Source organism: Spongiactinospora sp. TRM90649 (genome assembly GCF_029382225.1).
GTDB lineage: Bacteria > Actinomycetota > Actinomycetes > Streptosporangiales > Streptosporangiaceae > Spongiactinospora.
This window is the reverse complement of record NZ_JARLTC010000007.1, coordinates 76,220-88,692: the sequence shown is the minus strand read 5'-3', so window position 1 is coordinate 88,692 and position 12,473 is coordinate 76,220. Positions and strand designations below refer to the sequence as shown.

13 protein-coding genes are annotated in these 12,473 nt (G+C 70.5%); 9 read left to right on the top strand and 4 right to left on the bottom strand.

All coding sequences use genetic code 11. The annotated features are described in order from the left end of the window. Positions 1–12 precede the first annotated feature (12 nt). Positions 13–774, bottom strand: coding sequence for an IclR family transcriptional regulator (locus tag P3X83_RS09605; RefSeq protein WP_277304571.1), 762 nt, complete (start codon positions 772–774; stop codon positions 13–15). 275 nt (positions 775–1,049) lie between these two features. On the opposite strand from P3X83_RS09605, the gene P3X83_RS09600 reads away from it, so the two are divergent. The 9 genes from P3X83_RS09600 (at position 1,050) to P3X83_RS09560 (ending at position 10,169) form a co-directional block, all read left to right on the top strand. Beyond that, positions 1,050–2,663, top strand: a complete 1,614-nt coding sequence (locus P3X83_RS09600; RefSeq protein WP_277304570.1) for an ABC transporter substrate-binding protein — start codon at positions 1,050–1,052, stop codon at positions 2,661–2,663. A gap of 13 nt (positions 2,664–2,676) precedes the next feature. Then, the gene (locus tag P3X83_RS09595; protein WP_277304569.1) at positions 2,677–3,630 is read left to right on the top strand and encodes an ABC transporter permease; all 954 of its coding nucleotides are present in this window, start codon (positions 2,677–2,679) and stop codon (positions 3,628–3,630) included. Then, positions 3,623–4,657, top strand: a complete 1,035-nt coding sequence (locus P3X83_RS09590) for an ABC transporter permease (RefSeq protein WP_277304568.1) — start codon at positions 3,623–3,625, stop codon at positions 4,655–4,657. Before P3X83_RS09595 ends, P3X83_RS09590 begins: the two co-directional genes overlap by 8 nt. Further along, the gene (locus P3X83_RS09585) at positions 4,657–5,697 is read left to right on the top strand and encodes an ABC transporter ATP-binding protein (protein WP_277304567.1); all 1,041 of its coding nucleotides are present in this window, start codon (positions 4,657–4,659) and stop codon (positions 5,695–5,697) included. The genes P3X83_RS09590 and P3X83_RS09585 overlap by 1 nt, the downstream gene beginning before the upstream one ends. Continuing rightward, entirely contained in the window at positions 5,694–6,689 is a 996-nt protein-coding gene (locus P3X83_RS09580) for an oligopeptide/dipeptide ABC transporter ATP-binding protein (RefSeq protein WP_277304566.1), read from the top strand. Before P3X83_RS09585 ends, P3X83_RS09580 begins: the two co-directional genes overlap by 4 nt. A 29-nt stretch (positions 6,690–6,718) precedes the next feature. Beyond that, the gene (locus P3X83_RS09575; protein WP_277304565.1) at positions 6,719–7,672 is read left to right on the top strand and encodes a VOC family protein; all 954 of its coding nucleotides are present in this window, start codon (positions 6,719–6,721) and stop codon (positions 7,670–7,672) included. Between the two features lie 61 nt (positions 7,673–7,733). Further along, complete coding sequence (locus tag P3X83_RS09570) at positions 7,734–9,221, top strand: CoA-acylating methylmalonate-semialdehyde dehydrogenase (protein ID WP_277304841.1); 1,488 nt, start codon at positions 7,734–7,736, stop codon at positions 9,219–9,221. A gap of 99 nt (positions 9,222–9,320) precedes the next feature. Beyond that, the gene (locus P3X83_RS09565; protein WP_277304564.1) at positions 9,321–9,767 is read left to right on the top strand and encodes a hypothetical protein; all 447 of its coding nucleotides are present in this window, start codon (positions 9,321–9,323) and stop codon (positions 9,765–9,767) included. Positions 9,768–9,860: 93 nt separating this feature from the next. After that, positions 9,861–10,169, top strand: a complete 309-nt coding sequence (locus P3X83_RS09560) for a hypothetical protein (protein ID WP_277304563.1) — start codon at positions 9,861–9,863, stop codon at positions 10,167–10,169. An 11-nt stretch (positions 10,170–10,180) separates the two neighbouring features. Here P3X83_RS09560 and P3X83_RS09555 read toward each other — a convergent pair whose 3' ends face one another. The 3 genes from P3X83_RS09555 to P3X83_RS09545 form a co-directional block, all read right to left on the bottom strand. Next, complete coding sequence (locus P3X83_RS09555; RefSeq protein ID WP_277304562.1) at positions 10,181–10,489, bottom strand: hypothetical protein; 309 nt, start codon at positions 10,487–10,489, stop codon at positions 10,181–10,183. A 75-nt stretch (positions 10,490–10,564) separates the two neighbouring features. Continuing rightward, positions 10,565–11,719, bottom strand: coding sequence for a HAMP domain-containing sensor histidine kinase (locus P3X83_RS09550; RefSeq protein ID WP_277304561.1), 1,155 nt, complete (start codon positions 11,717–11,719; stop codon positions 10,565–10,567). Next, positions 11,716–12,372: a response regulator transcription factor gene (locus P3X83_RS09545; RefSeq protein ID WP_277304560.1), complete on the bottom strand. Its 657-nt coding sequence runs from the start codon at positions 12,370–12,372 to the stop codon at positions 11,716–11,718. The genes P3X83_RS09550 and P3X83_RS09545 overlap by 4 nt, the downstream gene beginning before the upstream one ends. Between the last annotated feature and the right edge of the window lie 101 nt (positions 12,373–12,473).

The window sequence follows — 12,473 nt, the reverse complement described above, 5'->3', positions numbered from 1 at the left end:
CCATCGCTTGGGTCAGTCGGTGGTGGGGGCGGCGTCGGAGAGGGCGTCGGCGAGGGTGCGCATGAGGTGGACGTATTCGGAGAGGACGGTGTCGTCCACCGTGGACTTGACCAGGCTGACCGCGACGGCGGCGCTGGCCGAGGAGGTGCCGGGGGCGGCGATCGGGACGCCCAGGCAGACCATGCCGGGGGCGGTCTCCTCGTCGTCGATCGCGTAGCCGCGCTCCCTGGTCTTGCGGAGGTCTTCGATGAGCTGGCCGAGGTCGGGCTCGGCCGCCGAGCGGGAGACGGAGTAGATCTCGCCGACCTGGTCGTCGGAGACGGTGCTCAGTGACGCCTTGCCACTCGCGGTGGTGTGCGCGGGCAGCCGCATGCCGAGGTGGTAGTTGACCGCGAGCGGCCGGTTGCCGGGCCGCTGTGCCAGGTAGACCACCTCGTGCCACTCGCGCACGGCCAGCACGACCGTCTCGCGGTTGTCCGGGAGCACGTCGCGGCAGGCGCGCATGAACAGCGCCGGGAGCCGGCCGCGGGTGTACTGCTCGGCGAGGGCGAGGACGCCTGGGCCGAGGACGTAACGCCGCTCCCGGGTGCGGTGGGCGAGCCCGGACTGCCGCAGCGTGGTGCAGATGGCCAGCGCGCTGCTCGGCGGGAAGTCGAGTGCCCGCGCGACCTCGGTCAGCGTGAGCCCGTCGGGCGCGGAGGCGAGGAGTTCCAGAATACGGACGGCTCTGGCGACGGACGGCACGATGGCAGCGCTGTCCTTGGAACCTGCCATGGTCTCTCTCCTGCTCCTGGAACGCCTGCCCACGCTGCCGTTCGGCGCATATCGGTATGGCTCGAATGCTACGGCACCCGTCCACCCCTCATTTCGGTCCTGCGGGAACCCCGGTTTGAGGTCTTGACACGGTCCAGGTTCCGGCCGCATGATCCCAGTGTTACAGAAATATGAAAAAAGCATCGACTATCTGAAGCCGTCGCCCGCCCACCCCGGCGACGCCACCCCTCTCCCCCCTCTCGATCCCTCCGTCCGGATCGCTTTCAGGAGTAACGATGGCCCTTAGCAATCCCTGCGTGCCGCGATGGCTACGCACCGGGGTCGCCCTGCTCACCGCGGGCGTCCTCGTCGCGTGCTCGCCACCGGCCGCACCAGGTGACTCGGGCACGCGGATCGGCGCATCCGTGAACCAGAAGACCGGAATGATCGGCGTGAAGGACGGGGGGACGCCGGTCAAAGGCGGCACGCTGACCTTCGCCGCCGTCGGCGAGACGGCGGTGCTGGATCCCGCCAAGAACATCTACAGCGCGACCACCGGCGGGACCGAGATGAGCGCGATCTTCGACGTGCTGATGCGCTGGGACAGCGCGTCCGGCAAGGTCGTGCCGCAGCTCGCCGAGGACCTCTCCGCCTCGGAGGACTTCAAGACCTGGACCCTCAAACTACGCGACGGCGTGGCGTTCACCGACGGCACCCCGCTCGACGCCGAGGCGGTCCTGTGGAGCATCCGGCGCTATGTGGAGAAGAAGGGCTCCGAGGCGCCGCTGTGGAAGAAGAACGTCGCCGAGATGAAGACGGACGGCACGTCCACCGTGGTCTTCACGCTGAACGCCAGGTGGCCCGGCTTCGACAACATGCTCGCCGGGGGCCCCGGTCTCATCGTGGCCAAGGCGTCCGACGCGGGCAAGGCGTTCACTCCGGTCGGCGCGGGGCCGTACACGTTCGCCCGCTACGCGCCGCAGGAAGAGCTGCTGCTCCGGGCCAACGAGAAGTACTGGGACGGCCGGCCGTACCTGGACCAGGTCCGGGTGATCTTCCTCAACGACCCCACCGCCACCCGCGACTCGCTCGACGCCGGCAGCGTGGACATCGCCATCCTGCGCCAGCCCGACCTGGTGAACCGGGCCCTCGCCGACGGTCTGCCCGGTTACCTGAACCTGCTCGCGCTGACCGGCCTGCCGATCATCAACGGCGCCGAGGGCCGTCCCGGCCACGACAAGCGGGTCCGCCAGGCCATGCAGCTCGCGATCGACCCCAAGCTGATCTCAGAGCGTGTCTACAAGGGCGAGGGCATCCCGGCGGCGGAGATCTTCGCCTCGGGGTCCCGCTGGCACACCTCGGCCGCGCCGCTGCCGCACGACCCCGACCGGGCCAGGAAGCTGCTCGCCGAGGCCAAGGCCGACGGCTACGACGGCCGGATCGGTTTCCTGCACACCCAGGACGTCAGCTCGCGCAACATGGCGCTGGTCGTCAAGGCCCTGCTCGACCACGTCGGCTTCAAGGTCGAGCTGGAGGCCGCCAGGACCACCCAGGACGTGATCAGGAAGGTCGCCGTCGAGCGCGACTACGACTTCGCCGGGTGGGGGATCACGCTGCGCGAGTCGGACCCGTTCAGCCGGATGTTCGCCGCCCTGCACAGCGAGGGCGGCCTGACCCATGGCGTGCCCACCGGCCCCGCCATGGACGCCGTGATCGAGGACTTCCAGGCCGCCGAGACCCAGGAAGAGCAGCTCAAGGTGATGGCCCGCTTCCAGGAGCAGTGGAACGAGGACGTGCCCGCGCTCACCTTCGGCCCGATCAGCGAGTTCATCACCTGGCGCCACCAGGTGCACGGCGTCGCCGGCAGTGCCACCAGCGTCGTCCTGCTCGGCAAGGCGTGGATCTCATGAACGGAGTGTCGCCATGGTGCGCAAGCTGATCCGGCGCGTCGTCGAGCTGGCCGCCGTGCTGCTGCTGGTCAGCTTCGGCACCTTCAGCCTGGTCTCGCTGATGCCGGGCGACCCGGCCATCGCGGTGCTCGGCGAGGGCCGCGCGCCCGAGGAGTACGCGGCGGTCCGCACGGAACTCGGCCTCGACGACCCCTTCCCGGTCCGCTACTGGGACTGGCTGACCTCGGCCGTCACCGGCGACCTGGGCCAGTCGGTGGTGCCCCCGAACAGCAATGTGCTGGAGCGGATCGGGGCCGCGCTCCCGATCAGCGCCGAGCTGGCCGTGCTGGGCCTGGTCATCGCCCTGGTCGTGGCGGTGCCGCTGGCCATGTGGTCGGCGAGCAACGAGGGCGGCCGGGTGGACCGGATGATCAGCGCCGGGACCTTCGCGGTGCTGTCCGTGCCGAGCTTCCTGGCCGGTCTGCTGATCATCATGGTGGTGGTCAACGGGCTCGGCTGGTTCCCCCGCAACGAGTGGGTACGGCTGAGCGAGAACCTCGGCCTGAACCTCTACCACGCCTTCCTGCCCGCCTGCGTGATCGCGCTCACCGAGATCGCGATGTTCACCCGCATCCTGCGCGCCGACCTGATCACCACGCTGCGCGAGGACTTCATCCTGTCCGCCAAGGCCAAGGGCATGTCCACCCCGCACGTGCTGGTCAGCGACGCCCTCCGGCCCTCCTCCTTCTCGATGATCACCGTGCTCGGCGTCAGCCTCGGCCGCCTCATCGGCAGCACCGTGATCGTGGAGTACCTGTTCGCCCTGCCGGGGATGGGCTCGCTCGTCATCGGCTCCGCCTCGACCGGCGACTTCACCATGGTCCAGGGCGCCGTGCTGGTCATCGCGCTCATCTACCTGGTGGCGAACGCCCTCATCGACGCCTCCTATGGCTATCTCGACCCCCGGATCAGGAGGACCCATGTCTGACGTCGGGGCCGTGGCCGCGGGCTTCCGGTTCGACCGGTCCGCCGTGCCGCCGGCCGTACTGTCCGTCGCGGGGCTGGGCGCGGTGCTGCTGTCGCTCGGCCCGATGCAGGGCTCGCCCGCGCAGATCCCGATGCTCGTCGTGGCGCTGGTCTTCACCTACCTGACATTGGCGCGGCTGTGCGCCCGCCTGTGGGGGCCGCGGTTCGACCTGGCCACGACGCTGTGCGCGGCGTGGGTGGCGCTGATCGTCGGCGCGGCCGTCCTGGCGCCGCTGCTGCCGCTGGGCGAGCACGAGAACATGGCCGACACCCTCGACGCGCCCACGCTCGCGGGGCCCGACGTGTTCTCCGCGCACCCGCTCGGCACCAACAACTTCGGCCTGGACGTGCTGGCCCGCATCGTCTACGGCGCACGGGTCTCGCTGGTGGTGTCGCTGGCCGCGGTGATCATCGGCATGGTGGTCGGCGGCGCGATCGGCATCCTGGCCGGATACCTGCGCGGCCCCGTGGACACCGTGGTCGGCGTGCTGACCAACTCGCTGCTGGCGATGCCACCGCTGATCCTGCTGATCGCGCTGGCCACCGTGCTGGCGCCGAACCTGCGCAACATCACCATCGGGCTGACCCTGCTGGCGCTGCCCAGCATGATCCGGATGGCACGTGCCAACACGCTGGCGTTCGCCCAGCGCGAGTTCGTGCTGGCGGCCCGGTCGATGGGCGCGGACAAGCTGCGGATCATGGTCAAGGAGCTGCTGCCGAACGTCTTCCTGCCGCTGGCCTCCTACGGCATGGTCATCGTCTCCGTGCTGATCGTGGCCGAGGCGTCGCTGAGCTTCCTCGGCCTGGGCATCAAACCCCCGGAACCGTCGTGGGGGAACCTCATCGCCGAAGGTGAGGGCGGGGTGTTCCAGGAGCACCCGCACATCGTGCTGATGCCCGGCCTCGCGCTGTTCCTGACCGTCTTCTCACTGAACCTGCTCGGTGAGAAGGCCCGCAACCGCTGGGACTCCCGGAAGGCGAAGATCTGATGGCGATCACCGACGCCGTGCCGTCCGTACCGCCCTCGAAGCCCGGCGACGAGCGGCCACTGCTGATCGTGGACGACCTGCGAAACACCATCCACACGCCGCGCGGCGACATGAACGCGGTGGACGGGGTCTCCTTCACCCTGCGTCCAGGCGAGACGCTGGGCATCGTCGGGGAGTCCGGCTCCGGCAAGTCGGTGCTCGGCCGCACCATCATGGGGCTGTACCGCAGCGGCCCCGGCATGACGGTCAGCGGCCAGGTGCGGATCGACGGCCAGGACGTGCACGCTCTGTCCGGGCGCGCGCTGCGCGGCCTGTGGGGTTCGAGCGTCGGCATGGTCTTCCAGGACCCGATGACCGCGCTCAACCCGGTCAAGAAGATCGGGCCGCACCTCACCGAGAGCCTGCGCAAGAACGGCGGCCACTCCCGCGCGTCGGCGACGGCCCGCGCGGAGGAACTGCTCGGCCTGGTCGGCATCCCCGAGCCCCGGCGCAGGCTGGGGCAGTATCCGCACGAGCTGTCCGGCGGCATGCGCCAGCGGGTGGTCATCGCCATGGCGCTGGCCAACCAGCCCCGGCTGCTGATCGCCGACGAGCCCACCACGGCGCTCGACGTGACCGTGCAGAAGCAGATCCTCGACCTGCTCGACCGGCTCCAGGCCGAGTTCCACACGGCGGTCATCCTGATCAGCCACAACCTCGGCGTGGTGGCCGGGCGGGCCGACCGCGTGGCCGTCATGTACGCCGGGCGGATGGTCGAGACCGCCGCCTCCGGCGTCGTGTTCAGCCGGGCCCGCCACCCCTACACCGAGGCGCTGCTGCGGTCGATCCCCCGCCTGGAGGACCCGCCGCACGCCCGCCTGATGGCGATCGGCGGATCGCCGCCCGACATGACCGCGCCGCCGCCCGGCTGCCGGTTCGCCCCGCGCTGCGAGCACGCGCGGCCGATCTGCCGCGAGGAGCCGCCCGCGATGTGCCCGTCCGACGCCTCCGGCCACATGTTCGCCTGCCACAACCCCGTCACCGCAGGAGCGCAGCGATGAGCGGCACCGTGCACATGCGCCCGGACGGCGAGCGCGTCCTGGTCGTCGAGGACCTGGTCGTGGAGTTCCCCGCAGGGCGCGACCAGAAGGTCCACGCGGTCTCCGACATCAGCTTCGACCTGCTGAACGGCGAGACCCTCGGCATCCTCGGCGAGTCCGGCTGCGGCAAGTCCAGCGCGGGCCGGGCGATCATGCAGCTTCCCCCGCCGACCTCGGGCAGCGTCACGCTCTCCGGGCAGCGCCTCACGGGCGTGCCCGCCGGGGAGATGCGGCGGCACCGCCGCAAGCTGCAGATGATCATGCAGGACCCGGTGTCCGCGCTCAACCCGCGCCGCAAGGTCAAGGACCTGGTGGCCGAAGGGCTGGACATCTGGGGCGAGAAGCCCAGCGAGGACGACGTCCGGGCGATGCTGACGGCGGTCGGCCTGCCGCCCGATGTCGTGTGGGACCGCCGCCCGCACGAGCTGTCCGGCGGCCAGTGCCAGCGGGTGTGCATCGCCCGCGCGCTGATGCTGCACCCCGGCGTGCTGATCTGCGACGAGCCGGTCTCCAGCCTGGACGTGTCGGTCCAGGCGCAGATCCTCAACCTGCTCCAGGAGAGCAAGGCGCGGTTCGGGCTCAGCATGATCTTCATCGCGCACGACCTCGCGGTGGTGAAGAGCGTCAGCGACCGAATCATGATCATGTATCTGGGCAAGGTCTGCGAGATCATCGGCTCCGCCGACCTCGTGGAACACGCGTCGCACCCCTACACCCGCCTGCTGCTCGCCTCGGTTCCCGAGGCCGCGCTGAGCGCGGTGCCGGCGCAGGCCGTCGAGCAGAAGCCGACGGCCGGCGAGACGACGGCCACCGAACTGCCCTCCCCCCTGTCTCCGCCGTCCGGCTGCCGCTTCCGCACCAGGTGCCCGCTGGCGAACGGCCGGTGCGCCGAGGCCGAGCCGGAGCTGAGGGAGGTGGGGCCGGGGCGGTTCCTCGCGTGTCACAACGTCTGACCAGGTTTTTCGCGTGAAAGGCAGTGTTCATGGACTTCATGTTCGGCAAGGGCTTCCAGGTACGTTCCTTCTTCCACGCCACCAGCGTCGTCTACGACATGGGGCTGATCGCCGACCTGCACAAGCGGGTCTTCGGCGTGGAGACGACCACCATTCCCTATATGAGCGCCCGGTTCGCCCACTTCACCTTCATCGGTGACGTGCCGATCGAGGCCACCAGCCCGAACCTGGCTTACGCCACGCCCAAGCGGATGTTCCTGCAGCTCGCGGGCAACCACTGGAGCCCGGCCGTGTTCTGGATCGACGACGCCCTGGACTTCACCCATCTGACCGGCCTGCGCCACGGCTATCGCTATACGCACCTGATGGACGGCAAGCCGGTGGAGGGCGTCCCCGAGAACCGCCCCGAGCATGCCATCCACCTCTACTCCAACCCCTTCCAGACCGGAGTGGACTGGGGCATGTACGAGATGGACGAGAACTCGCCCAACACCAAGGCCACGTACCGCAACGTGGACCCGTTCGAGGAGGCGGGCTCCTACACGCCGCCGCCCGCCCGCGACGACGTGGTCAGCGTCGTACGGCACGCGCAGCACTCCGTCGTCACCGACGACCCCGCCAAGACCCTGCGCTTCCTCGTGGACGCGCTGGGCGGCGAGGTGTTCGCCGAGACCGAGAACAAGACGCTCAACACCCGCAGCACCTTCCTCACCCTCGGCAAGGTGCGGCCCTTCACCGTGGAGGTGGCCGAGCCGTACGGTCCCGGCGGCCCCGCCCAGGACCTTGAGAAGAACGGCAGCATCTACCACCGCCTCGACTTCAAGGTGCACGACCTGGACGCCGCCGTCCGGCACCTGGAGCGGGAGAACATCGGCCTGGAGGCCAAGGGCGACGACTTCGTGGTGCTGAACCCCAAGGACACCCACGGTCTGCGCTACGGCCTGTTCGCCGATCTCCAGCCCGGCGACCCGAGGAACGGCTGACGCCGGATCCCGGCGAATCGCCGGTCATCACACCATTCATTAGGAGACCTTCACCGTGACCATCGTTGACCACTTCGTCGCCGGACGATCCTTCACCGGCACCGGGGAGCGCCTGGGACCCGTGTTCGACCCTGCGCTCGGTGTCGAGACCAAGCGGGTACGGCTCGCCGCCCCCGCCGACGTGGACGCCGCCGTCGCCGCCGCGGCTCAGGCGTTCCCCGGCTGGCGCGACAAGTCCTGGGCCCGCCGCCAGGAGGTGCTGTTCACCTTCCGCGAGCTGCTCAACGCGCGCAGAGGGGAACTCGCGGAGATCATCACCTCGGAGCACGGCAAGGTGGTCTCCGATGCGGCGGGCGAGATCGCCCGCGGCCAGGAGGTGCTGGAGTTCGCGCTCGGCATGCCGCACCTGGCCAGGGGCGGCTACTCCGAGAACGTCAGCACCGGCGTGGACGCCTTCACCCTGCGCCAGCCGCTCGGTGTGGTGTCCATCGTCAGCCCGTTCAACTTCCCGGCCATGGTGCCGATGTGGTTCCTGCCGATGGCGCTGGCCACCGGCAACACCGTGGTGCTCAAGCCGAGCGAGAAGGACCCCTCGGCGGCCAACTGGCTGGCCGCGCTGCTGTCGGAGGCGGGGCTGCCCGACGGGGTGTTCAACGTCCTGCACGGTGACAAGGTCGCCGTGGACGGGCTGCTCGAACACCCTGACGTGCAGGCCGTCTCGTTCGTCGGCTCCACGCCCATCGCCCGTTACGTGTACGAGAACGCGACCCGCGCGGGCAAGCGCGTGCAGGCGCTGGGCGGGGCCAAGAACCACATGCTGGTGCTGGCGGACGCGGACCTGGACCTGGCCGCCGACTCGGCGGTCAACGCCGCGTTCGGGTCGGCGGGCGAGCGCTGCATGGCGATCAGCGTGCTGGCCGTGGTGGACTCGGTCGCCGACGACCTGATCGGGCGCATCTCCGAGCGGATGGGCCGGATCAAGGTCGGCGACGGCCGCCAGGGCTGCGACATGGGCCCGCTGGTCACCAGGGAGCACCGGGACAAGGTGGCCGACTACGTCGAGCTGGCCGTCAAGGAGGGCGCCTCGGTGGTCGTGGACGGCCGCGACGTCGAGCCGGCGGGCGCGGCCGAGGGCTTCTGGCTCGGCCCGACCCTGGTGGACCGGGTCGGCCGGGACTCCCGGATCTACACCGAGGAGATCTTCGGCCCGGTGCTGTCGGTGGTGCGGGTCCGCGACCTCGCCGAGGGCATCGAGATCATCAACGACGGCGCCTACGGCAACGGCACCGCCATCTTCACCACCAGCGGCGGCGCGGCCCGCCGCTTCCAGCGCGAGGTCGAGGCGGGGATGATCGGCATCAACGTGCCCATCCCCGTGCCGGTCTCGTACTACTCGTTCGGCGGGTGGAAGCAGTCCATGTTCGGCGACACCAAGGCCTACGGCGAGCAGGGCGTGCACTTCTTCACCAGGGAGAAGGCGGTGACCTCCCGCTGGCCGGTCACCGCCGGCGCGGGCGGCTTCGACCTCGGCTTCCCGCAGAACGCCTGACGTCCCCGCGCGGCCCCGCCGTCCACCGGCTGGCGGGGCCGCGCGGCTCCCGGCGGAATTGAGCCGATCGGCGCCCGCGATCGTTGAAGAAGTATGAAGATGTGGCGAGTTTCCACGGCGTCGGCGCTCGTTCTCGCGCTGTCGGCGTCCGGCGTCGCGCCCGCCCAGGCACAGACGCAGGCACAGGCACAGGCCCAAGCACAGGCACAGGCACAGGCGACGGCGGCCAGAAAGGTGATCGTCGAGTTACGCGAGCAGGGCGGTTTCGCCGGCTTCGACGACAGGGTGGCCGTCTACTCCGACGGCTGCGCCCGGGTGACCCCGCGCCAGGGGCGCGCGATACGGCGCTGCCTGAACGGCACCGAGCTGCGCAAACTGCGTCGCGAGCTGGCCCGCCTGCGGCTGGGCCGTTCCCAGCGGCAGCCGCCGGGGGCGGACCTGATCAAGTACACGCTGATCTACAAGCACCGGCGGGTCAGCCGCTACACGCTGCCCCCCACCTGGAAGCCGGTGGTGCGGCGACTGGAACGGCTGATGCACCGGTAGCGCGCGGCGTGCGTCCCCGGCCCGTTGAAGGTGTGGCTGCGGGAGAACGCCGGGATGGTGTAACCCTCGCCCGACTCGTGCTCACACCTGCCGGTGGAGACGCTGACCCTGGTCCCGTCGCTGTGCTCGATCTCCAGCCGGCTCCAGCCGAGCCACGAGGGCTGTCCCTCCCAGGCGACGGTCACGGTGAGCGAGGACCCCGGGTACCCGCGGGACGGCTCCGGGCTGAACCGGAACGTTCCGCGGCCGGGCATGGCGGCCTCACTGCAGGTCTCCGCCGACGCCGCCGTCGGCCGCCACGTGTCCTCCAGGGACGCCCTGCTGGCCCGCGCCATCGAGGACGGCCTGACCACCCCGGACGAGGTCCGGGAGTATCGGTCGCTCGCCGCCTCGGACGAGTAGCGGCCCCGGCGTCAGGTCGTGCCGGCCGTGCCCGCCGTGCCCGGTGTGCCGCTGAGGTTCGACAGCCGGTCGTGGTACTCCTCGGTGGAGATCTCACCCCGGGCGTAACGCTCGGCCAGGAGGTCCCTGGCCCGGTCGATCCCCGAGGGGCCGGTCGGCGCCGCCCGCCGCGCGGCCGACCTCATCACCAGCCAGACCGCCAGCGCGGTGAGCGCGACCAGCACCACCAGCACGAGGGACGTCCACAGCCAGGCCGACCCGCCGTACCACGAATGACCCCAACCGCGCCCGGGGCGAGAAGTAACGAGAGCGAGGTGCATCGGTGTCCTCCTTCGTCGTTGCCTCCAGCATCACGGCTACGGCCCGTACCGCAAGCGAAACGGCGGATCCCGCTCTCACATCGGCGGGTCCACGGCGGGAAGTTCGACGGTCACGGTCAGCCCGCCCTCCGGCCGGGGCACGGCGGTGACGGTGCCGCCGTGGCCCTCCGCGATGACCCGCACGATCGACAGCCCTAGCCCGCTGCCCCGGTCGGAGCGCAACCGGTCGCCGTGCAAGCGGCGGAACGGCTCGAAGATGGTCTCGATCTCGTAAGGCGGCACCGGCAGCCCGGTATTGGCCACGATCACCTCGACCCGGTCCATCCGGTGGCGGGTGGTCACCCACACCTCGCCCTTGGGGTGGTTGTGCCGGATCGCGTTCTCCACCAGGTTCTGCACCAGCCGTTCGACGAGGACGGCCTCGCCCGCCGTCGGGGCCGGGTCGAGCAGGCTGTGGATCATCACCTCGCCCGCCTCCGCCTCCGCCGCCGCCTGGTCGAGCACGTGCTCGGCCACGTCGCACAGGTCGAAGGGCCGCCTGTCGAGGCCCGCCCGCTCGCCCTCGACGAGCGCGAGCAGGCCGTCGATGAGCCGTTCGTGCCTGGCGTTGACCAGCAGCAGCGACTCGCCGAGCCGCCGGACGTCGTCGGTGGCGTCGGGCCGCCGCACGGCCACGTCCACCAGCGTCCGGTTGATGGTGAGCGGGGTGCGCAGCTCGTGTGAGGCGTTGGCGACGAAACGGCGCTGGCCGTCGAAGGAGCGGCCGAGCCGTTCGAGCATGGTGTCGAAGATTCCGGCCAGCTCGCCGAGTTCGTCGCCGGATCCCCGGTAGTCGATCCGCTCGCCCAGGTCGTGGCTCTGCGCGACCCGGCGCGCGGTCGCGGTGACCGACCTGACCGGCCGTACCACCCAGCCCGCAGCGGCCCAGCCGAGCCCGAACGCGCCGAGCGACGCCACGAGCACGATCAGCGCGCCGACGTTGATCACGCTGTTCAGCGTGGCCTGCCGGTAGAGGTCGTGCACCTGCATCGCGACGGCCCTGGCGTACTCGTAGCCGCTGTCGAACCGGGGCACGGCCCGGCCGTTCACCTGGAACCAGCGGGGGGTGACGAAGTCGGCGCGGTACTGGAGATTGGACCGCACGAGGAAGTACAGCGCGGCCACCACCAGCGTGCCCACCGCCAGGAAGACCCCCGCGCAGGCCAGGGCGAAACGCGACCGCAGGCTCATGGGAGGCGGTACCCCACTCCCGGCACGGTCTCGATCACCTGGGGCTCGCCGAGTTTCCTGCGGAGTTTCATCACGGTCGTGCGCACCGTGTTGGTGAACGGGTCGATGTGCTCGTCCCAGACCTTCTCCAGCAGTTCCTCCGCCGAGACCACCGCGCCCTGCGCGCGCAGCAGCTCGGCCAGCAGGCCGAACTCCTTGCGGGCCAGCGGCACGTACACGCCGTCCCGGAAGACCTGCCGGTGCGCCCGGTCCAGGCGGATCCCGGCCCGCTCCAGCATCGGCGGGTCGGCGGGCCTGGCCCGGCGGCCGAGCGCGTGCACCCGGGCCACCAGCTCCTCGAAGTCGAACGGCTTGGGCAGGTAGTCGTCGGCGCCCAGGGAGAGCCCGGCCACCCGTGAGCGCACGTCTCCCGCCGCGGTCAGCATGAGCACCCGCACCAGCCCGCCCCGCGCGACCACGGCCCTGCACACGTCGTCGCCGTGCACGGCGGGCAGGTCGCGGTCGAGGATCAGCACGTCGTAGTCGTGCACGGAGAGCCGTTCGAGCGCGGCGTCGCCGTCGTAGGCGACGTCCACGGCCAGCGCCTCATGGCGCAGCCCCTCGGCGATCGAGTCGGCGAGCATCCGCTCGTCCTCGGCGATCAACACCCGCACGGCGTCCCCCTCGGTAAGTGCCGACATTCTGATCAAGCCCGTATAACGCCGCCGTAACCAAATCCGGTGACGGCCGGGTTATCAACCGCTCGCTGAACTAC

What these genes read in the sequence shown, in the direction of transcription:
- P3X83_RS09605 (WP_277304571.1), bottom strand. Translation starts at nt 774, where the DNA reads ATGGCAGGTTCCAAGGACAGCGCTGCCATCGTGCCGTCCGTCGCCAGA.
- P3X83_RS09600 (WP_277304570.1), top strand. Translation starts at nt 1,050, where the DNA reads ATGGCCCTTAGCAATCCCTGCGTGCCGCGATGGCTACGCACCGGGGTC.
- P3X83_RS09595 (WP_277304569.1), top strand. Translation starts at nt 2,677, where the DNA reads ATGGTGCGCAAGCTGATCCGGCGCGTCGTCGAGCTGGCCGCCGTGCTG.
- P3X83_RS09590 (WP_277304568.1), top strand. Translation starts at nt 3,623, where the DNA reads ATGTCTGACGTCGGGGCCGTGGCCGCGGGCTTCCGGTTCGACCGGTCC.
- P3X83_RS09585 (WP_277304567.1), top strand. Translation starts at nt 4,657, where the DNA reads ATGGCGATCACCGACGCCGTGCCGTCCGTACCGCCCTCGAAGCCCGGC.
- P3X83_RS09580 (WP_277304566.1), top strand. Translation starts at nt 5,694, where the DNA reads ATGAGCGGCACCGTGCACATGCGCCCGGACGGCGAGCGCGTCCTGGTC.
- P3X83_RS09575 (WP_277304565.1), top strand. Translation starts at nt 6,719, where the DNA reads ATGGACTTCATGTTCGGCAAGGGCTTCCAGGTACGTTCCTTCTTCCAC.
- P3X83_RS09565 (WP_277304564.1), top strand. Translation starts at nt 9,321, where the DNA reads ATGTGGCGAGTTTCCACGGCGTCGGCGCTCGTTCTCGCGCTGTCGGCG.
- P3X83_RS09555 (WP_277304562.1), bottom strand. Translation starts at nt 10,489, where the DNA reads ATGCACCTCGCTCTCGTTACTTCTCGCCCCGGGCGCGGTTGGGGTCAT.
- P3X83_RS09550 (WP_277304561.1), bottom strand. Translation starts at nt 11,719, where the DNA reads ATGAGCCTGCGGTCGCGTTTCGCCCTGGCCTGCGCGGGGGTCTTCCTG.